At 74.3% G+C, this 18,968-nt stretch carries 16 protein-coding genes and 2 pseudogenes; 5 read left to right on the top strand and 13 right to left on the bottom strand.

All coding sequences use genetic code 11. The features are described 5' to 3' along the window. Window positions 1-118: 118 nt before the first annotated feature. The 5 genes from ABT085_RS28195 to ABT085_RS28175 form a co-directional block, all read right to left on the bottom strand. Entirely contained in the window at window positions 119-544 is a 426-nt protein-coding gene (locus ABT085_RS28195) for an OsmC family protein (RefSeq protein WP_351613728.1), read from the bottom strand. A 65-nt stretch (window positions 545-609) separates the two neighbouring features. Then, a complete protein-coding gene (locus ABT085_RS28190) occupies window positions 610-2,346 on the bottom strand; it encodes a vWA domain-containing protein (protein ID WP_351613734.1) in 1,737 nt (578 codons plus the stop codon). A 56-nt stretch (window positions 2,347-2,402) separates the two neighbouring features. Beyond that, on the bottom strand, window positions 2,403-3,464 hold the full coding sequence (locus tag ABT085_RS28185; RefSeq protein WP_351613720.1) for an ATP-binding protein: 1,062 nt from the start codon (window positions 3,462-3,464) through the stop codon (window positions 2,403-2,405). Between the two features lie 223 nt (window positions 3,465-3,687). Beyond that, complete coding sequence (locus tag ABT085_RS28180; RefSeq protein WP_351613717.1) at window positions 3,688-5,877, bottom strand: phage holin family protein; 2,190 nt, start codon at window positions 5,875-5,877, stop codon at window positions 3,688-3,690. Between the two features lie 213 nt (window positions 5,878-6,090). After that, window positions 6,091-6,522 (bottom strand): hypothetical protein, encoded by a 432-nt coding sequence (locus ABT085_RS28175; RefSeq protein WP_351613714.1) that lies wholly within the window; start codon window positions 6,520-6,522, stop codon window positions 6,091-6,093. Window positions 6,523-6,605: 83 nt separating this feature from the next. Between ABT085_RS28175 and ABT085_RS28170 the strand changes: the two genes are divergently transcribed. After that, window positions 6,606-7,379, top strand: coding sequence for an MBL fold metallo-hydrolase (locus tag ABT085_RS28170; RefSeq protein ID WP_351613712.1), 774 nt, complete (start codon window positions 6,606-6,608; stop codon window positions 7,377-7,379). Beyond that, window positions 7,379-8,035 carry a DedA family protein gene (locus ABT085_RS28165; RefSeq protein ID WP_502982824.1) on the top strand — a complete coding sequence of 219 codons (657 nt, stop codon included), beginning with the start codon at window positions 7,379-7,381 and terminating at the stop codon, window positions 8,033-8,035. Before ABT085_RS28170 ends, ABT085_RS28165 begins: the two co-directional genes overlap by 1 nt. Window positions 8,036-8,090: 55 nt before the next feature. Here ABT085_RS28165 and ABT085_RS28160 read toward each other — a convergent pair whose 3' ends face one another. The 6 genes from ABT085_RS28160 to ABT085_RS28135 form a co-directional block, all read right to left on the bottom strand. Then, window positions 8,091-9,401 carry an MBL fold metallo-hydrolase gene (locus ABT085_RS28160; protein WP_502982823.1) on the bottom strand — a complete coding sequence of 437 codons (1,311 nt, stop codon included), beginning with the start codon at window positions 9,399-9,401 and terminating at the stop codon, window positions 8,091-8,093. Continuing rightward, on the bottom strand, window positions 9,284-10,531 hold the full coding sequence (locus ABT085_RS28155; RefSeq protein WP_351613706.1) for an aminotransferase class I/II-fold pyridoxal phosphate-dependent enzyme: 1,248 nt from the start codon (window positions 10,529-10,531) through the stop codon (window positions 9,284-9,286). Before ABT085_RS28155 ends, ABT085_RS28160 begins: the two co-directional genes overlap by 118 nt. Window positions 10,532-10,673: 142 nt before the next feature. Continuing rightward, complete coding sequence (locus ABT085_RS28150) at window positions 10,674-12,404, bottom strand: hypothetical protein (protein WP_351613704.1); 1,731 nt, start codon at window positions 12,402-12,404, stop codon at window positions 10,674-10,676. A 204-nt stretch (window positions 12,405-12,608) separates the two neighbouring features. Beyond that, on the bottom strand, window positions 12,609-12,977 hold the full coding sequence (locus ABT085_RS28145) for a DUF6158 family protein (protein ID WP_351613701.1): 369 nt from the start codon (window positions 12,975-12,977) through the stop codon (window positions 12,609-12,611). A gap of 152 nt (window positions 12,978-13,129) precedes the next feature. Then, on the bottom strand, window positions 13,130-14,749 hold the full coding sequence (locus ABT085_RS28140; RefSeq protein WP_351613698.1) for an ABC-F family ATP-binding cassette domain-containing protein: 1,620 nt from the start codon (window positions 14,747-14,749) through the stop codon (window positions 13,130-13,132). A gap of 79 nt (window positions 14,750-14,828) precedes the next feature. Further along, entirely contained in the window at window positions 14,829-15,485 is a 657-nt protein-coding gene (locus ABT085_RS28135; RefSeq protein ID WP_351613695.1) for a histidine phosphatase family protein, read from the bottom strand. A gap of 68 nt (window positions 15,486-15,553) precedes the next feature. Between ABT085_RS28135 and ABT085_RS28130 the strand changes: the two are divergent. From ABT085_RS28130 to ABT085_RS28120, 3 genes and pseudogenes are all read left to right on the top strand, one after another. Continuing rightward, window positions 15,554-16,132: pseudogene (locus ABT085_RS28130) on the top strand (phosphatase PAP2 family protein); the annotation flags it as partial. 151 nt (window positions 16,133-16,283) lie between these two features. After that, window positions 16,284-17,105 carry a class I SAM-dependent methyltransferase gene (locus tag ABT085_RS28125; protein WP_351613692.1) on the top strand — a complete coding sequence of 274 codons (822 nt, stop codon included), beginning with the start codon at window positions 16,284-16,286 and terminating at the stop codon, window positions 17,103-17,105. 42 nt (window positions 17,106-17,147) lie between these two features. After that, window positions 17,148-17,318: a hydrophobic protein gene (locus ABT085_RS28120; RefSeq protein ID WP_152894404.1), complete on the top strand. Its 171-nt coding sequence runs from the start codon at window positions 17,148-17,150 to the stop codon at window positions 17,316-17,318. A gap of 173 nt (window positions 17,319-17,491) precedes the next feature. On the opposite strand, the gene ABT085_RS28115 is transcribed toward ABT085_RS28120, so the two are convergent. Both ABT085_RS28115 and ABT085_RS28110 read right to left on the bottom strand, forming a co-directional pair. Then, window positions 17,492-18,253, bottom strand: a complete 762-nt coding sequence (locus ABT085_RS28115) for a GvpL/GvpF family gas vesicle protein (RefSeq protein WP_351613688.1) — start codon at window positions 18,251-18,253, stop codon at window positions 17,492-17,494. A 194-nt stretch (window positions 18,254-18,447) separates the two neighbouring features. Continuing rightward, window positions 18,448-18,968: pseudogene (locus ABT085_RS28110) on the bottom strand (DUF5107 domain-containing protein); the annotation flags it as partial.

The following is an 18,968-nucleotide window of genomic DNA, read 5'->3' as shown; positions in this document are numbered from 1 at the left end:
GCCGGGCGGTCCGCGCAGGCGGGCGTACGTTCCGCCGGATCGGACGGATCAGCGGTTCAGCGGATCCGGCGGTTCAGGTGGATGAGCCGGATCAGGTGGATCAGGTGGATCAGCCGGATCAGGCGAGCTTCGCCGACAGGGTGATGGTGGTTCCCGCCAGGGCCTGGCTGACGGGGCAGTTCTTCTTGGCCTCCTCGGCGGCGGCGACGAACGCGTCGTTGTCGATGCCGGGGACCGCGCCCTCGACGGTGAGGTGGATGCCGGTGATGCCCGTACCCGGCTGGAAGGTCACGTCGGCCGAGGTGACGAGCTTGGTGGGCGGGGTGCCGGCGCCGGTCAGGCCGTGCGAGAGGGCCATGGAGAAGCAGCTGGAGTGGGCGGCGGCGATCAGCTCCTCGGGGCTGGTCTTGCCGTTGGCCTGCTCGGCGCGCGACGGCCACGACACCGCCTGCTGGCCGATGCCGGAGGAGTCGAAGGTGACGACGCCGTTGCCCTCGAGCAGGTTGCCTTCCCAGACAGTGTGTGCGGAGCGCGTGGTTGCCACGGTTCTTCCTTTCGCGTGGGTTCCCGGTACCGGGATTCCTGCGCACCATCCGATCACATTCCGGCTCAGCGCACCCGGAACACCGGCCCGCGCGCGGTGAACGGCAGACGCGCGCTCTGCGGGATCAGATAGGCGTGTTCGCGCCGCACCCGCAGCACGTCGCACCAGCCGTCGGTGATGACGAGGACGGGCGCGCCGGGCGGGAAGTCCCCGGCCCGCTGCAACAGGTCGATCCCGGGCTGGAGCACCGTACCGCCGCGCCCGTGCACCCGTACCCGCCCGGCGATCTCGCTGACCGGGAGGTAGCCGGCGTCGTGCGGGACGGTGTCGCAGAAGACGACCCGCGCGGCCGGGACGTCCCGGGCCTCGGCGTAGGAGGCGATCGCGCCGAGGGCCTTGCCCAGCAAGGTCCGGTCCATGGAACCGGAGGTGTCGAGGACGACGCCGAAGGTGCAGCGGGCGACCTCCTCGGGCGGGAAGTGGCGTCCGGCGCGCGGGATGTCGGGGGTGGCGGACTGGCGGCGGGACGGACGGGCGTAGGAGCGGACGGGCTCGGGACGCGGTACGAACTCGTCGAACCAGCGGGCCAGTCGGGCGTCCCAGGGCAGCGGCGGGTGGGAGAGGGCGCGGATCTCCTCGACGAGACCGCCGGGCAGGAAGCCGCGCTCCTGCCGTTCGTGCAGGTCGAGGCCCTGGGCGAGGCCCCGGCGGTAGAAGCCGTCGAGGTCGACGTGGTCGCGCGGCGGGCCGAGCGGGGCGCCGAGGACGTCGCCCACGCCCTTGCCGCGCAGGGTGGCCAGCCGGCGCAGCCGGCGCAGGTCGACGGCGATACGGTCGTAGACCTCCTCGGCGGACAGCCCGGTGAGGGAGGGATCGTGCAGCAGTCCGTCGGGCATGGTGCCGACCTGCATCTCGCACAGCCAGCCGTTGACGACGTAGTCGCAGGCGACGTTGAACAGGTAGGGGTCGCGGCCGCCGCAGCGGTCGCCGTGCCGCAGGGCGGCGTGCAGCATCTCGTGGGCCAGGACGAAGCACCATTCCTCGTCGTCGAACCGCCGGACGGGGTTGATGTAGATCTCGCCCGCCTCCGCGTCGACGGCGGCGACCGCGATGCCGTGGGCGCGGGCGAGTTCGGCGTCGGCGACGAGCCGGATGCCCGCCGCGATCCCGCCGAGCAGCGGGAACGAGGAGATGAACCAGCCGAGTGCCCGCTCCCAGGGCTGCCGTCCGGTCGCCTCGCCGTCGAGGGTGTCGCGCCGGCCGCCCGCCACGTCCATCGCGGCGGACACGGTCCGGGTCAGCGCGCCCGCGAACGCCAGCTGCCAGTCCGGGAGGTGACCGCCGAACCAGCCCACCGCCGGCACGAGCAGCTGGTCCGGTTCGGTGCCCGCGGTACCGCAGTGCTCGTACACGGCGGGCAGTCCGGTGCGCCGCCAGCGGGCGGCGAGCCGTTCCTCGTCGCCGTCGGGGTAGCTCAGCGGCAGCTCGTCCGGGACGGTGCCGACGGGGAAGGTGAGCAGGAAGCGGTTGACGACCGTGCAGCGGGCGGCGAGCTCGTGGCGGTCGGGCTGGACCCGCTCGCCCCGGGCCGCGGGGAGGTGCCCGAAGCCCAGATGGAGACCGGCGTGGGCGAGCGACCAGGCCCAGTGCGCCGGGTCGGCGACCCTGGCCGGATGGGCGTGCAGGACGCCCGCGGAGTCGGCGCGCACGAGGCCGTCCCGGGGCGTCAGCGGACAGTCCTCCGCACGGCAGACGCTGAGGTCGAGGGCGGCCAGCGCCGGGTTGGCGCGGAACAGCCGCATCCCCTCGGCGAAAGCCTCCGCGGCGGCGTCCCGCTTCTTGCGGCCGCGCTCCCGGCTCACCGGCGCGCCTCCACCAGCCGGGGCATGTCGCGGGCCGCCTCGACCAGGAACCAGGCGGGCAGCACCGGGTTGCCCTCGGCATCGGCGGCGATGACGGTCTGGGCGACCTCGACGGATATCTCGGCGAGCTGCACGAGCAGCGACTTCGCGCGGTACGCCAGCTGCCGGCCGCTCGCCGGCATGTGCTCCTTGTCGGCCGGCAGCTCCTTGAGGAGCCGGCCGCGGAACGAGTCGGCGAGGTAGTAGAGCAGGTCGCGGTCCTCGACGCGGTGCGGCCAGGGGGCGTCGCCCCTGAGGACGGCCTCGATGCCGTACCGGCTGCGTACGATCTTGACGTAGCCGCAGAAGGCGACGGCGTGCGCGGGGGTGAGCGTGCCGTGCGCGAGGACCTTCAGGGTGTCCTCGTCGAGGTCGCGGCCGAAGGAGTGCAGGGCGTCGGAGAGCATGTGCCAGGAGCGGGGCGTCGAGAACGGCTCCTCGGTCTTGGGCGGCCGGGACCACAGGTGGTCGGGCCGGTCGGTGAGGTGGTCGAGGATCCAGGGGTGGACGGCGTTGGCGGCGGCCCAGCCGAGCCAGTCCTTGGCGGAGGCCTCCAGGTGCACATGGGTGAGACGGTTGACGAGCGCCGAGGCGATCGGGCGGGCGAGGGCGTTGTCGGTGGCGCGGTTGCCGGCGCCGATGACGATCGAGCCCGCGGGCAGCTCGTAGGAGCCGATACGGCGGTCCAGGATGAGCGAGTAGAACGCCTTCTGCACGTCCGGCGAGGCCGCGTTCAGCTCGTCCAGGAACAGGCAGTACGGCTGGTCGCGGGCGATCGCCTCCGGCGGGCAGAACACCGAGCGTCCGTCCCGGATCTGCGGCACGCCCATCAGGTCCTCGGGCGCCAGCTGGGTGCCGAGCAGGCTCACGCACTCCAGCCCCAGCGACTCGGCGAACTCCCTGACCAGGGAGGACTTTCCGATGCCGGGGGCGCCCCAGACGAAGACGGGCCGCACGGTGGCGAGGCCGAGCAGCAGCTCCGGGAGGCGGGCGGGCGTGACGGTGACGGCAGCCTGCAAAGCAGGGACTCCTTGCGGGGGGTGGGGGCGGGCGCGCCGTGGTGCGTGCCGCAGGACGCGAACAGTGTGTGCGTACGCGTCCGCCCGCGCAGCCGATTTATCGGGCGGCGCGCTGCTGGCGCCCGGCGGTGCGGGCCGCTCGCCGTCAGGCCGCCCGGCGGTGCGGGCCGCTCGCCCGGCGGTGCGGCGCCGTCAAGCCGTCCGGCGGTGCGGCCGCTCGCCTTCAGGCCGCGCACTCCTCCTGGCCTTCCCGGCCGTCCGGCTCCGTGGGCCCCTCCCCGTCCGGCTGCCGCGCGCTCCGCGGTCCCTCCGCCAAGGGCACCTGGGGGCCGTCCGGCTCGCGCAGCCAGCGGCGCAGCACCCGGTGGACGTGTTCGGCGCCGACGAGCTCGGCGCCGTCCTCGACCGGTGCCGAGAAGGCGAGCGGCGACATCAGGAAGGGCCGGCTCTGGGCGCCGCCGAGGCCGCCGTGCGAGCCGATCTGCTCCTCGAAGGCGAGGACTTCGCCGGCGGCGGGGTCGTGCCAGGAGTTGACCATGATGTCGGCGGTGTGCGGGAAGGAGTGGGTGCGGCGGACGGCGTCGGCGGCACCCGGCCCGAACACCGCCAGCGGCCCGGGGGCCTCGTCGAGCCGGTCCAGCGGGATCTCCGCGCCGCCGGGACCGAGGACCAGACCGCCGTGCTCCTCGCTGCGTACGAGGAGGAAGCCGATGCCGGGATGGTTGGCTAGGGCGGGCAGCAGCGCGGGGTGGCGGGCGTCGATCTCCTCCCTGGTCATCCGGTGCGGCACGTCGGGGAAGGACACCAGGCCGAGGTTGCCGGAGGCCAGCACGACCGGGTCCGAGCGGCGGCCGGCCGGGCGGTGCCGGTCGTGGCGTTCCTCCTCGACCGGGCGGTGCAGCGCGGCACGGACCGCGGCACGGGCCTCGGTGCCGGTCGGGGGCTCGCCAGCGCGGGCGGCACCGACGGCGTGGGCCAGGGTGCGGTCGGCCCGGCGCGGGACGGGCAGCCCGCAGCCTGCCCGCACCAGGTCGCCGAGGGTGAGCCCGTAGCGGGAGCGGAAGGTCTCGCCGGGGCTCTGCCCGTGGTCGGACAGGACGACGATCCGGTACGACCGCGGGGCGTGCTCGGCGACCTTGCCGAGCAGCGCGAGGGAGCGGTCCATGCGCCGCAGGACCTGCTCGGCGTCGCGGCTGTGCGGTCCGGAGTGGTGGGCCACCTCGTCGTAGGCGACCAGGTCGGCGTAGACGGCCGTGCGGCCGACGAGCATGTCGCCGATCACCGCGGCGACGACGACGTCCCGTTCGACGACGGTCGCGAAGGCGCGGACGAGGGGGTAGAGGCCGCCGCGTCTGACCCGGGGGAGCTGCCCCCGCAGCCGGGCGCGGGTCGACTGGTGGATCTCGCGGCCCACCTCGGCGACGAAGGACAGCGCGGTGCGCACGGCGTTGGCGGGGTCGCAGAAGTAGGCGAAGTAGCCCGAGCGGGAGCGGGTGCGGCTGCCGCGGCGGCCGATGGCGATGGACAGCACGAGCGCCTGCTCGTCGGCGCCGCCGCCGAACAGGTTGCCGCGGCTGGCGCCGTCCAGGGTGAGCAGTCCGCCGTCGCCGGTGCGCTCGACCGCGCGGCGCTGGAGCTCGGCGGCGCTGGTCGGGCGGTTGCAGACCATCACCTCCCGGCTGTCCTTCTCGTACCAGCGGAAGGCGGGGATGTCGAAGTTGCTGGCGTGCAGGATGCCGAGCTGGCTGGCGCCGGTCTGGCTGGACCAGTCGGTGCGCCAGGACGTCAGCCGGTGGGTGGACGGGGTGGGGGGCTTGTCGGGGCCGGTGCCCAGCCAGCCGGCGACGGTCGGCATCAGCCCTTTGCGGACGGCGTCCATGAGCACGTCGTGGCCGACGCCGTCGAACTGGAGGAAGACGGTGCCGGGGGTCTGCGGGCAGGGCGGGCCGCCCCGGCGGCGGCGGACGGCGAGCCGGGAGAGACGGCGGCGGTAGGCCTCGTCGTCGCGCACGGCCAGGGCGGCGCCGGTGGCCGAGGCGACGGCGGACATCACGGCGGCGACGACGACCGCGGTCTCGGGAGCCGCCTCGCTGCTGCCGGACGGCGTCAGGCGCAGTGCCAGCAGCAGCAGCGAGCCGTTGAGGAAGAAGACCAGCAGGCCCAGCACGAAGGCGGGGACCAGCAGCAGGAGCCGTACGAGCAGGGGCCACACCAGGGCCGAGAGCAGACCGAAGAAGCCCGCGCCGAACGCGGCCGTGACGGCGATGCTGGTGGCGCTGTCACCGTCGGCGGACTGGAGCTGGAAGTCCGGCAGGAGGCCCGCGAGAACCAGCATGGTGACCGTGGAGACGGCCCACACCACGATGCTCCGCCCGGTCTGACTGAGGATCCGCCGCCAACGCACGTCCCGCACAGCCCGTACACCTCGCGTCCCGGCCCCACGCCGGCCGCGGGCCCTCACCCCTCCACCCTGCCACAGGCGGGATGACGAACCGCGTGACGATGTCCGTCGGGATCCGGGTCGGCACCCATAGAACCCGGCCGTCGGGATCCGGGTCAGCATCCGCCGAACCCGGCCGCCGGGATCCGGGTCAGCGCCCGCCGAAGCCGACCGTCGGGATCCGGGTCAGCGGCCGTCGTAGCCGGCCGTCGGCATGGACAGCCGGCGGTGCACCCGCGCCTTCATCTGCGCGTCGTACAGCGGTTCGGCCCGCCCCACCGTCTCGACCCGCACCCCGCGCCGCCGGGCCTCCGCGGTGAACTCCTCGACCGACGACAGCGCGCTCTCCAGCACCCGCCGGCTCGGTGCCACGAACAGGTCCACGCCGGGCCGCACACCGTCCCACAGCACCACGTGGTCGGGGCGCAGCCCGCACACCAGCAGCTCCCGGGCGACCACGTATCCCCGCTCGGCGGCCCAGCGCGCGCACATCGCGTGCTGGCTGCGGGAGTCCACCAGGAAAGGGTCGTCGTCCAGTTCCTCCAAGGGTGTCAGGCTCGCGATCGCCGTCACGCGCACCGCGTCCGGCCCGCCGGAGGCACCCTGCACCTCTCCCATGGCGTCCCCCTCACCTCCGGGTTTCGCCGCCGACCCTACTCCTGCCCGTAGGCTTCGGGGAGTCGCGCGAAGGAGGCAAAGAGGTGCCGGTGGAGATCACCTGGTGGGGCCACGCGACCTGCGCGGTCGAGGATTCGAACGTACGCGTACTCACCGATCCCCTGTTCACCGGCCGGCTCGCGCATCTGCGCCGGCGCCGTGGCGCGCTGCCCCCGGCGGACGCCCGGCGCGCGGACGTCGTCCTCGTCTCCCATCTGCACGCCGACCATCTGCACCTGCCGTCGCTGAGTCGGCTCGCGCCGGGCACGCGCCTGCTGGTGCCCCGGGGCGCCCCGCGCGCCGTCCCCGGACTCCGCCGGCTCACCCACCTGGACCTGCACGAGATGGCCCCCGGGGACGAGACGGCGGTCGGCGCCCTCGTGGTGCGTGCCGTGTCCGCCCGGCACGACGGGCGGCGGCTGCCCGTGGGGCCGCGCCACTGCCCCGCGCTCGGCTACGTCGTGACGGGCGAGGCGCGCACCTACTTCGCCGGGGACACGGGGCTGTTCGACTCGATGGCCGAGGAGGTAGGTCCGGTCGACACGGCACTGCTGCCGGTCGGCGGCTGGGGCCCGTACCTCGGTGAAGGGCATCTGGACGCCGGGCGGGCGGCCGAGGCACTCGCCCGGCTTTCGCCGCGCAGCGCTGTGCCGGTGCACTACGGCACGTACTGGCCGATCGGGCTGGACGCCGTGCGCCCCCACGAGTTCCACGCGCCCGGCGAGGAGTTCGTGCGCCTTGCGGCCGAGTGTGCGCCGGAGGTCGTGGTGCACCGGCTCGAACACGGGGAGAGCGTGCGCCTGGGGGTCACCTCGTGATACGTCCGGCCCTGACGTCGCTGTCGGCAGCCCCGGTGCTGTCCGCCGTCGCGCGGACCGTACCGCCGGAGTCCACACAGCAGGCGCTGGGCTATCCGTCGCTGTTCCTGCTGGTGCTGATCGGGGCGCTGGTGCCGGTGGTGCCGACGGGGGCGCTGGTGAGTTCGGCGGCCGTGGTCGCCTTCCATCAGACGGCGCCGTTCGCCCTGGCGGCGGTCTTCGTGACGGCGTCGCTGGCCGCGTTCCTCGGCGACGTGGCGCTGTACTGGCTGGGCCGGCGCGGGATGCGCTCGAAGAACGGTTCGCGCTGGCTGGAGGCGATCCGGGCGCGGGCGCCCGAGGACCGGCTGACGGGGGCGCAGAACCAGCTCGCCGAGCACGGGGTGGCGGTCCTGGTGCTGTCCCGGCTGGTGCCCGCGGGGCGGATCCCGGTGATGCTGGCCTGTCTGATGGCGGACTGGCCGCTGCGGCTGTTCGCCCGGGGCAATCTCCCGGCCTGCATCGCCTGGGCGGTGACGTACCAGCTGATCGGGATCCTCGGCGGTTCGCTGTTCAGCGAGCCGTGGGAGGGCGTGGTCGCGGCGGTGGCGCTGACCGTGCTGATCGGCGCGGCGCCGACGGTGTGGCGCCGGGTCCGCGGGACGGCCGGCGCCTGAGCCCTGTGCCTGCACCTGCACCTGCACCGCGGGGCGGGCGCGGCGCCCGCCGTGCTCAGCCGTACCGGCCGTACTGCCCGGGGAGGATCCGGGAGCCTCCGACGGGCAGGTCCCACAGGTCGTCGCGGGCCAGGCCCGCCTTGTCCCAGGCGGCACGCACCCGGACGAGCGGTTCGAGCACCGGTTCCGCCGACAGCACGAACGTGGCCCAGTGCATGGGGGCGAGACGGCGCGCGCCGAGGTCCTGGGCGGCCCGGACCGCCTCCTCCGGATCGCAGTGGACGTCGCTCAGCCACCAGCGGGGGTCGTACGCGCCGATGGGGAGCAGGGCGAGGTCGATGCCCGGGTAGCGCCGCCCGATGTGGGCGAACCAGTGGCCGTAGCCGGTGTCGCCCGCGAAGTGGACCCGCTGTCCGTCCGGGTCGGTGAGCACCCAGCCGCCCCACAGACTGCGGCAGGTGTCGGTGAGGCTGCGCTTGGACCAGTGGTGGGCGGGCACGAAGTCGAAGCGGACGCCGCCCAGTTCGGCCGCCTCCCACCAGTCGAGCTCGGTGACGGTGGTGAACCGGCGGCGCCGGAACCAGCCGGCGAGCCCCGCGGGCACGAACACCGGGGTGTCGCGCGGGAGTCTGCGCAGCGTCGGGGCGTCCAGGTGGTCGTAGTGGTTGTGGCTGATGACGACGGCGTCGACCCGCGGCAGGGCGTCCCAGGCGACGCCGACGGGGGTGATGCGGGCCGGGGTGCCGAGGATGCGACGGGACCAGACCGGGTCGGTCAGGACCGTCAGCCCGCCGACGCGCAGCACCCAACTGGCGTGCCCCGCCCAGGTGACGGCGACGGTGCGGGTGTCCACGCGGGGCAGCGGGCCGGGTTCGCAGGGCAGCAGGGGGATGTCCGCCAGGCCCGCCTTGCCGGGGCGGACGGAGCCCTCGCGGGCGAAGCGGGCGAGGGCCTTGAGGCCGGGCAGCGGGGCGGTCAGTCGGTCGTGGAAGGTACGCGGCCACTGCCGCCGCTCCCCCAGCGGCCGGGGGGCGGCGAGCGGCGGGCCCGGGGGCGCGAGCGGGGGCGTACGGGCCGCGGGTCCGGATTCCCGCGCGGTCGCATTCGAGTTCACAGAGGTGGGCGTGCTCAAAGAGGTGGTCGTACTCGAAGGAGTGGTCGTACTCGAAGAGGTGGGCGTGTCCGGAGAAGTGGATGTGCTCAAAGAGGTGGTCGTGCTCGGTGTGGTGGTCGACTCGGACTGCTGCGTCATCGAGGAGGCTCCCGTCGCTGAGCGTCGTCGCGGAGATCGTCGAAGACCGACCTCAGGGTGGTCAACGCGCGTTGCACGTGTGGCAGTTCCCACGGTGCGGGTGACCCGAGGCAGCGGGCGCGCTCCTGCTCCGTACCGCCGAGCAGCGGCGCGGTGGACAGGCGGACGCGCAGGGCGCCGAGGTCGTCACCGAAGCGGTGACCGCCGGGCGCGGGCATCCCGAGCCGTGCGGAGAGGTGGTCCTCCAGGTCCTGCGCGTCGCCCACGCCGTGCGGGGCCAGCCCGGTCCGCAGCGGGCCGAGGTCGGCGTAGAGGTGCCGGCCCGCCCGCGGCGGCCGGGCGAGCGCGCCCGCGGAGACCACCGCGCCGTGCACGGCGGCGGCCAGGTGCGCGTGTGTCCGTACGGCGGCGGCCACGCGCGCGGTGACCGGCCCGGGCTCGGCCAGGGCGTACTCGGCGGCCGCCGCGACCGGCGCCGCGACGCGGGCGTCCAGCGCGGTCAGCACGTCGAGCACGCGCGCGTGCAGGCCGGCCCCCTCAGGACCTTCGGCGAAGCGGGCCACGGCGGCCGGCCAGCCGGGCGGCAGCAGCGCCCCGGCCAGGTCACCGACCACCGTGACCCGGTCCGGCAGCATCTCGGCGGGGCTGAACAGCACCGTGCCGTGCGGGTCGTGCACGGTGTCGCGCCAGGTCTCGTCGCTGACCAGGTGCAGGCCCGCGCCCGCGGCAGCCTCGACGGCCTCGTGCAGCGCCTCGGGCGGGGCGACGGTGGCGGTCGGGTCGTCGGCGACGGACAGCACCAGCAGCCGCGGGTCGCCGCCTTCCGCGCGGACTCTGCGGACGGTCTCCAGCAAGGCGTACGGATCCGGTACGCCGCCGCATTCGGCCGGGGTCGCCACATGGAAGACGGGTCTGCCCAGCAGTCGTGCGTACGGGCTCCACCAGGCGGCGCAGGGGCGCGGCACCAGGACGTCGCCGCCGAGAGCGGCGGTCAGCGCGACCAGGAGTGCCGGGGCGCCGGGCGCCGCGGTCACCCGGCCGGGGGCGGCGGTCAGACCGCGCCGGGCCCAGTAGCCGCAGACCGCGTCCCGCAGAGTGGTACCGCCGCCGACCGGTTCGGCCTGCGCCCGGCCCGCGGCGGCGGCCAGCACCTCGGACAGTTCCGGGAGCAGCGGCAGCCCGTCGTCGGGCAGGGGCGGCCCGTAGCGGACGGGGCCGTGTCCCTCGCGGTCCGTGCGCCCCATGCCTACCTCCGCGCAGTCCTGGTGCCCTGTTCCACCGCTGTGCCGCCCTGTACTCACCAGCCTCCCAAGAACAACGGGTACCCCGCCCGTCGCGTCACCATGAGCGCTCCTGTCGCCGCGGCCCGTGACACCGTGGGGCGGCTCAGTCCTTCCAGCCGGGTTCACGGCGCCACAGCCGGTGCGCGGCGGCGCCGAGCGCGCCCACGATCAGCAGGCCGCCGGTGACGACCGCGGGGACGGACCCGGTGAACGCGCCGCCCTCCCCGGCCTCCACACCTTGCGGCAGCGCGTCCTTCGCGCAGGATTCGGTACGCATGGCGGTGCGTGCGGCGGTGTGTGTCAGCACCTTCGGGTATGTGCCGGAATCCGCGCCCCGATCCGACCTCGAGTCCGGTGCCCCGCCCGTGCCCTTGTCCGGTCCCCGGCCCGTGCCCTTGTCCGGTCCCCGCCCCGTGCCCTTGTCCGTGCCCTTGTCCGCGTCTCCGCGCGCGTTCCCGCCCCCGTTCTCGTCGGTACGCGGCCCGCCGCACGCCTGGTCGCCGTCCCGGCCGGTGTCGCTGCCGCCGTCCTGTCCCGCGTCCCGGCCGCTGTCGCCGGCGCTGTCCCGGCCGCTGTCGTCCCCGCTGTCCCGGCCGCCGCCCCCGCCGGTGTTCCCACCGTCGTCGGCGCCGCTCTCCCGTCCGGCGTCGGTGCCCGTGTCCGATCCGGCGCCCGTCTTCGATTCGGCGCCCGTGTCCGGACTGACACCCTTGTCCGGGGTGACGTCCGCGTCCGGGGTGACGCCCGCGTCCGGAATCACGCCGGTGTCCGGAACGGCGCCCGTGTCCGGAGTGACGCCCGCGTTCGTGTCCGGTCTGATGGCGGCACCGGTACCCGTGTCCGGTCCGGTGGCGGTACCGGCACCGGTGCCCGTGTCCGGTCGGGTACCGAGACCCAGTCCGGCGCCGGCTCCCGTGTCCGGGCCGACAAGGCTGCCACGTCCGGCGCCGATGCCCGCATCCGGTCCGGTACCGGGACCGGTGCCAAGTCCGGCGCCGGCGCCCGCATCCGGTCGGGTACCGGTACCGGTGTCACGTCCGGCTTCCCCGCCGACGAGTCCCCTACCAGGACCGACACCGGGGCCGGCACCAGGGCTGGTACCTGAGCCGATACCGGTATCGGCACCGGAGCCGATACCGGGGCTGGCACCGGGACTGGTACCCGTACCGGGGCTGGTACCCGTACCCGGGCTCGTACCCGTACCGGGGCCGGCCTCGCGTCCGGCGTCCCCGGCAGGGTCCCGCCCGGCGACACCGGTGGTGCCCGGGCCGCCGCCCCTCCCGGCAACACCGGCCGTGCCGAGGCTGCCGCCCCGCCCCGCGACGCCGGGGGTGCCGAGGCTGCCGCCCCGCCCGGTGACACCGGCGGCGGGGCTGCCACCGGCCCCGGCGACAGCTCCGCCACGGGCGCCCCCGCTCACGGTGAACTGCGCGCTCCACACCTTGCCCCGTCCGCCCGCCGCTGCCGGGCACCTGCCGGCGACGGTCCACATGGCGTGCCCGGCGGCGCTGCCCGGCGCCGCAGGCAGGTCCGTGGCGGCCGCGATGTGGGCGATACCCCGGTAGGTGGCGGCGGCCGACGTCCGGCCGTGGGCCGCAGCGACCCGGCTCAGCCTGACGGTGCCCTCGTCGAAGGCCGGTGACATGGCGTCGATGGTCGCGGGCGGGGATCCGCCCAGGGCACCGCAGCCGACCGAGACGACGACGCTGTCCCCGGGAACGGATGCGCCGGGGCTGACCTGCGCGGCCGGGTCCGCGGACGCGGCCGGCGCGGATACCGTTAAGGCGGCACCGGCCACGGCGACGGCGGACAGGAGACGGGCGGTGCGGCACATGGGAAGGGCTCCTTAGGCCTGACGGCTGTCGGGACACTCCGGTCGTGCCCCACAGCCATCACAGCCCGCCCCGCACGGGGCCGCGCGCGGCCGGACACCATTCGCGGGACAGCCCGCCGCCGACCGGGTGAACGAGCCGTCGCCGCCACGGCCCCGCCCCACCCCGCCCCGCCCCCGCGAACAGGTAACGGGGAAACGCCGCCGTCAGACCCCGCCGTGTCCCGCCCCGGGGCCCCACTTGCCCACCGGTGTCCGGCCCGCCGACGCGGCGGCGGCCCGCACCCGCGCGCCGTCCCGGGTGCGGGACGGGGAGACGAAGCGGCGGGGGTTGCGCCGAAGGTACTCGCCCTCCAGCTGGGCCATGCGGTGATTGTGGGTGCGCAGCGCGTCGTTGGAGCCGTACAGCAGGGTGTCGTGGCGCGTGCGGTGGATGTTCTCCAGTTCCTTCATCAGCTGCTGGTCGTCCAGTCGCGCCGGGTCGACTCCGCTCATGGTGGTACCCCGCTCGTCGTGTCCGTCCCTGCGGTCCGGTCCCGTGGGCGATCCATCGGGCGGGATCCGGGAGGGAGCCATGGAACGCGCCGCGTCAGCCGGGATCGCCCGCGGCGAAGCCCGGCCGAGGCGGCACTGGCGTCTCTGCATCCACTGTACGAACATTCCGGCCCCCGGGCCTCCGACCGCGTCACCGCGCGGGCGCCGGGGCCCCGGGAACCGTCGGACAGGCCCTACCGGGCCCGTTCCACCCTGCGCTCGTCCCAGACCGGCTCGGGGGTCTCCCGTACCCGGCCGTCGCTGCCGAAGACGAGGTAGCGGTCGAAGGAGCGGGCGAACCAGCGGTCGTGCGTGACCGACAGGACGGTGCCCTCGAAGGCCTCGAGGCCTTCCTGGAGTGCCTCGGCGGACTCCAGGTCGAGGTTGTCGGTGGGCTCGTCCAGGAGCAGGGCCGTGACACCGGCCAGCTCCAGCAGCAGGATCTGGAAGCGGGCCTGCTGGCCGCCGGAGAGCCGCTCGAAGCACTGTTCGGCCTGCTGCGTCAGCTCGTAACGGCGCAGCCGGGACATGGCGGCACCGCGGTCCTGGGCGTGCTCCTTCCACAGGATGTCGAGCAGGGTGCGGCCCTGGAGCTCGGGGTGGGCGTGGGTCTGGGCGAAGTGCCCGGGCACGACCCGCGCGCCGAGCCTCCAGGTCCCGGTGTGCACCACGTCCTCGCCGGCCAGGAGCCGCAGGAAGTGCGACTTGCCGGAGCCGTTGGAGCCGAGGACGGCGACCCGTTCGCCGTAGAAGACCTCCAGGTCGAAGGGCTTCATCAGGCCGGTCAGTTCGAGCGCCTCGCAGGTGACGGCCCGTACGCCGGTGCGTCCGCCCTTGAGCCGCATGGTGATGTCCTGCTCGCGCGGCGGCTCGGGCGGCGGCCCGGCCTCCTCGAACTTGCGCAGCCGGGTCTGGGCGGCCTGGTAGCGGGAGGCCAGCTCATGGCTGATGGAGGCCGCCTGACGCAGGCTCAGCACCAGCTTCTTCAGCTGGGCGTGCTTCTCGTCCCAGCGTCTGCGCAGTTCCTCGAAGCGGGCGAAGCGTTCGCGGCGGGCCTCGTGGTAGGTGGCGAAACCGCCGCCGTGCACCCAGGCGTCGGCACCGGCGGGTCCGGGCTCGACGGACACGATCTTCTCGGCGGCGCGGGAGAGGAGTTCCCGGTCGTGCGAGACGAACAGCACGGTCTTACGGGTCTCCTTCAGCCGCTCCTCCAGCCAGCGCTTGCCGGGCACGTCGAGATAGTTGTCCGGCTCGTCGAGGAGGAGCACCTCCTCGGTGCCGCGCAGCAGCGCCTCCAGCACCAGCCGCTTCTGCTCACCGCCGGAGAGCGTCCGTACCAGCCGCCACTGCGCCTTCTCGTACGGCACGCCCAGCGCGGCCGTGGTGCACATGTCCCACATGGTCTCCGACTCGTACCCGCGCACCTCGGCCCAGTCCGAGAGCGCCTGCGCGTACTGGAGCTGGGCGGCCTCGTCGTCGACGGTCATCATGGCGTGCTCGGCCCGGTCGACGGCCTGCGCGGCCTCGCGGATACCGGCCGGGGCGACCGACACGAGGAGGTCCCGTACGGTCGTCTCGTCCCGTACGGAGCCCACGAACTGGCGCATCACGCCCAGGCCGCCGCTGACGGTGACGGTGCCGCCGTGCGGCTTCAGCTCTCCGGAGATGAGTCGGAGCAGGGTCGTCTTGCCCGCGCCGTTGGGCCCGACGAGGGCCACGACGGCCCCCTCGCCCACCCGGAACGACACATCGCCGAGCAGCGTCCTCCCGTCGGGGAGGTGGTACTCGAGGTGTGCGGCTTCCAGATGTCCCATGGAGAGGCATTCTGCGGTCTCCCGCCCGACCGGCCAAATGCATATCCGAATGCCGGTCCGGTCCCGCGGGCGGGAGCGCTCAGCCCGTCTCCTCCAGCGCCCGGCCCGTCGGGCCGCTCTCGCCCGCCGGGGCGACCGTCGCACCGGCCCAGGTGAGGGCCTTCCAGCCGTCCGCCGGGCTGCCCTCCAGGATCACCACGCCGGTGTTCGCCAGGCGATGGGCGGTGGCGAAGGGCACATCGACGTTGTCCGCGCGGGCTGCCGTCCACAGGCGGATCGCCGCGCCGTGGCTGACCAGGGCGACCGTCCCGGCGTCGCGGTCCGCCGCCTCCGCGACCACGGCGTCGTAGCGGGCGAGGACCTCGGCGCCGCTCTCGCCGCCCGGCATCCGCAGCCAGGTGTCGCCGGCCGCCCAGGCGAAGACGGTCCGCATGTAGCGCAGGCCCTCTTCCGATTCGCCTGGCAGCCGCTCCAGATCGCCCGCGGAGACCTCCCTGATGCCGTCGCGCACGGTCACCCGAATGCCCCGGGCGGCGGCCAGCGGAGCGGCGGTGAGCTGCGCGCGGAGCAGGGTGGAGGCGTAGACGGCCTCGATGTCCTCGTCGGCGAGGGCCGCGGGCAGCCGCGCGGCCTGCTGCTCGCCGAGCGCGGTCAGCCCCGGCCCGGGGACCGTGGTGTCCAGCAGGAAGTCGACGTTCGCGGGGGTCTCGGCGTGGCGGACGAGGAGCAGACGCATGCGGTGGCCCTTCGACGGCGGGTTCGGTCCGGCGCAGGAAACGGCCACTTCAGGGTACTCATCCCTGCATGAGCCCAGATGTCGACCTCACCGTCCTGCGGCCGGGGCACCACGCCCTGCGCGACCGGCTGCTCGCCCTCGACGGGCGCCTGTTCGAGTTCGCCGCCGAGCGCCACTGGCCCGGCGCCGAGCCGGTGCTGCCGCGGCTGAGCCGGAGCGCCAACCACGGCGTGCTGTGGTTCGCCACGGCCGCCGTCATGGCCGCGAGCCGTACGCCGCGGGGGCGCCGGGCGGCCGCTCTGGGGCTTGCCTCCCTCAGCCTGGCCTCGCTGACGATCAACACCCTGGGCAAGCAGTCGGTGCGCCGACCGCGACCGGTGCTGGACCCCGTACCGCAGGTCCGGCAGCTGAAGCGGCAGCCGATCACCACGTCGTTCCCGTCGGGGCACGCCGCCTCCGCGGCGGCGTTCGCGACCGGGGTCGCCCTGGAGTCGCCGGGGTGGGGGGTGGTGGTGGCACCCGTGGCGTTCTCGGTGGCCATGTCCCGGGTGTACACCGGCGTGCACTTCCCGAGCGATGTGCTGGTGGGCGCGACGCTGGGCGCGGGGGCGGCCTTCGCCGTACGGGCCCTGGCGCCGAAGCGCGCCTGAGCACATTGCCCCTGACGAACCGTCAGTCCACATACCAAAACGCCGTTCTCACCATTCGGATCATGCGCGTACGGTGACAGACATCGCCCCGCCGGGCCGAGAACCCCGGCGGGGCGGGTACGCGGAGCCGACGAAGAAGGGCACAGCCATGCCGGAAGCACGGGAGACCGCCGTCTACACGCACGGACACCACGAGTCCGTACTGCGCTCGCACACCTGGCGCACCGCCGCCAACTCGGCCGCGTACCTGCTCGGCTCGCTGAAGCCCCATATGAAGATCCTGGACATCGGCTGCGGGCCCGGGACCATCACCGCCGACCTGGCGGAACTGGTCCCGGACGGGCACGTCACCGGGGTCGACCACGCTCCGGAGATCCTGGAGCAGGCTCGGGCCACTGCCGCCGGGCGGGGCCTGGCCAACACCGACTTCGCCGTGGCCGACGTGCACGCCCTGGACTACCCGGACGACACGTTCTGCGTGGTCCACGCCCACCAGGTGCTCCAGCACGTCGGCGATCCGGTGCAGGCGCTGCGCGAGATGCGGCGGGTGACGAAGCCGGGCGGGTTCATCGCGGTCCGCGACTCGGACTACTCGGCGATGACCTGGTACCCGCGGTCCGCGGGGATGGACGACTGGCAGGACCTCTACCTGCGGGTGGCCCGCGCCAACGGCGGGGAGCCGGACGCCGGACGCCGGCTGAAGTCATGGGCGCTGGCGGCGGGGATCACGCAGATCACGGCCACGTCCAGCACCTGGACCTTCGCCACGCCCGAGGAGCGTGCGTGGTGGAGCGGTCTGTGGGCGGACCGGACCGTCGCCTCGGCGTACGCGCAGCGGGCCACCGAGGGCGGGCACGCGTCCGCCGGGCAGCTGCGGGCCGTCTCGGACGCCTGGCGGGAGTGGGGGGAGCAGGCGGACGGCTGGTTCAGCGTGCTGCACGGAGAAATTCTCTGCCGCAAGGATGCCTGAATCCCGATTTCCGGGAAACACGGCGAGAAGGAGGTTCACATTATGGTTCCCATTCTTCTCGTCCTGCTGCTGGTACTTCTTCTCTTCGGCGCCGGGTTCGCGGTGAAGCTGCTCTGGTGGGTCGCCGTGGCGGTGCTCGTGGTCTGGCTTCTCGGATTCCTGTTCCGCGGCACGAGCGCGGCCGGTGGCCGGGGCCGGTGGTACAGGTGGTGAATGCCTCGCCGACGGTGAGGAGCCCGCGAAACGGAATCGGAGATGCCGGAGAATTCCGCTCTCGCATCCGGTGACACGGGCGAGACGGTGGACCGAACGGCCCGGGGCCCTGCACAGGGCCCCGGGCCGCGGTCCGGATCCACGAGGCCCGCCGGCCTACGGGACCTGGGGGCCTACGAGACCCATGTCCGCTTCGCCCGCTGCGTCCCCGCGAACTCCGCCGTCCCGGCGGACTCCGGGTTCTCCGTCTTCTCGTCATTCTCCCCGGTGAAGGAATAGGCCGCCCAGGGGCCGGTCAGTTCGACCTGGAGTCCGGGTGCGTCGGCCTTCAGCCGGTCCACCAGTTCCACGAATTGCTCGGAATCCGTCCGCGCCACCAGATAGGACGCATTCAGTAGGGCGTGTCCGGCGTGCCCTGCCGCACCGAAGAACATGGAGTCCTCCGGGTCGCGGAAACACGACTCGTCGGCGTACCGGGAAAGCAAACCGTGCAGCCGGGTCACAAAAGTCTCGGCTTCCTCGGACAGGGCGGTCGACTGCTTCTCGCTGTACACGTTGACGCTCCACTCGACCCGTCCTTCGAGCCGGTCGAGGGCGCGCGTGAACTCGGCGCCGTGTGTCTCCAGCATCAGCCGCAGGGCGCTGTCGTCCGGGCAGACGGTCGCGGCGCGCAGCGGCAGCGGTGTGGTGACGGCGGTGAGCGCGTCGACCACACCCCGATGGGCGCGCGCGACGGCGGCCCGCCACTGCGGGTCCGCCCAATGCGCGTGCAGTGGCTCCTCGGCGAAGTCCCGCTCGGGCACCGTGGAGACGACGGCGACCAGGCCGTGATGGCCGAGCAGGCCTACGGGCGCGCCCGCCACCCCGGTGAGCTGGGCCTGGAGGGCCGCGCGAAAGGGACGGCAGACGGCGTACACGTACCGCGGTCCGGCCATGGTGCCTCCTTCTGGGCTCGGTCCGCCTCCGGCGGGCCAGGACCGTCCGCACGGTCCCGGCCCGACGAAGAGGCTCGACGACCTCATACCCGTGTGGCCGTGTGCGCCACGCCCAAACCCCCGCGCGGCCGACGCGAGCCCCCGCCGGTCAGGGGGAGCGACGACCGCTCGGGGTACGGACGGCCGACGGCCGCTCAGGGTGCGGACGGCCGCATCCGGAAGTCGTAGCGCGCCGGGAGCGGCGCGTCACTCACCCTGGCCCACACCCGGCCCAGTGTCTCGTCGCCCTCCCGCAGGTCGGCGACCTCGAAACCCGCGTCGAAGACCGCCCGCGCCTCCTCGCGGCGTCCCTCCGCGCACAGGATCTCGGCCTCCAGCAGCCGGAACCTGCCGCGCTCGCGGGTCTCGGACAGCAGTCGCTCCCACACGGCCCGCGCCCCGGCCGGCCGCCGGACGGCGAGCAGTGCGCCGACCGCCTCCCGGCCGAGCGCGGCCATGGCCGCCGTCCAGGACTCGCCGCTGTCGCGCCGCTCCCGGCACAGGTCGTCGAAGGCCTCCGCGTACCGGTCGGCAGCCCGTTCGTGGTTGCCGCTCTCCTGGTCCGCGACGGCCAGGCAGCGCAGCGACGGCCAGAGCGAGGGCGCGAGTTCCAGGGCCCGCTCCCAGCTGCGCACCGCCTGTGCCCGGTCGCCGGCGTGCCACTGGGCGACGCCCA

Origin of the sequence: Streptomyces sp. NPDC002265, assembly GCF_040296125.1 — a bacterium.
GTDB lineage: Bacteria > Actinomycetota > Actinomycetes > Streptomycetales > Streptomycetaceae > Streptomyces.
This window is presented reverse-complemented; position numbering and strand designations above follow the sequence as displayed.

What these genes read in the sequence shown, in the direction of transcription:
- ABT085_RS28135 (WP_351613695.1), bottom strand. Translation starts at nt 15,485, where the DNA reads ATGCGTCTGCTCCTCGTCCGCCACGCCGAGACCCCCGCGAACGTCGAC.
- ABT085_RS28150 (WP_351613704.1), bottom strand. Translation starts at nt 12,404, where the DNA reads ATGTGCCGCACCGCCCGTCTCCTGTCCGCCGTCGCCGTGGCCGGTGCC.
- ABT085_RS28120 (WP_152894404.1), top strand. Translation starts at nt 17,148, where the DNA reads ATGGTTCCCATTCTTCTCGTCCTGCTGCTGGTACTTCTTCTCTTCGGC.
- ABT085_RS28140 (WP_351613698.1), bottom strand. Translation starts at nt 14,749, where the DNA reads ATGGGACATCTGGAAGCCGCACACCTCGAGTACCACCTCCCCGACGGG.
- ABT085_RS28190 (WP_351613734.1), bottom strand. Translation starts at nt 2,346, where the DNA reads ATGCGGCTGTTCCGCGCCAACCCGGCGCTGGCCGCCCTCGACCTCAGC.
- ABT085_RS28155 (WP_351613706.1), bottom strand. Translation starts at nt 10,531, where the DNA reads ATGGGGCGCACGGACCGCGAGGGACACGGCCCCGTCCGCTACGGGCCG.
- ABT085_RS28125 (WP_351613692.1), top strand. Translation starts at nt 16,284, where the DNA reads ATGCCGGAAGCACGGGAGACCGCCGTCTACACGCACGGACACCACGAG.
- ABT085_RS28145 (WP_351613701.1), bottom strand. Translation starts at nt 12,977, where the DNA reads ATGGCTCCCTCCCGGATCCCGCCCGATGGATCGCCCACGGGACCGGAC.
- ABT085_RS28115 (WP_351613688.1), bottom strand. Translation starts at nt 18,253, where the DNA reads ATGGCCGGACCGCGGTACGTGTACGCCGTCTGCCGTCCCTTTCGCGCG.
- ABT085_RS28175 (WP_351613714.1), bottom strand. Translation starts at nt 6,522, where the DNA reads ATGGGAGAGGTGCAGGGTGCCTCCGGCGGGCCGGACGCGGTGCGCGTG.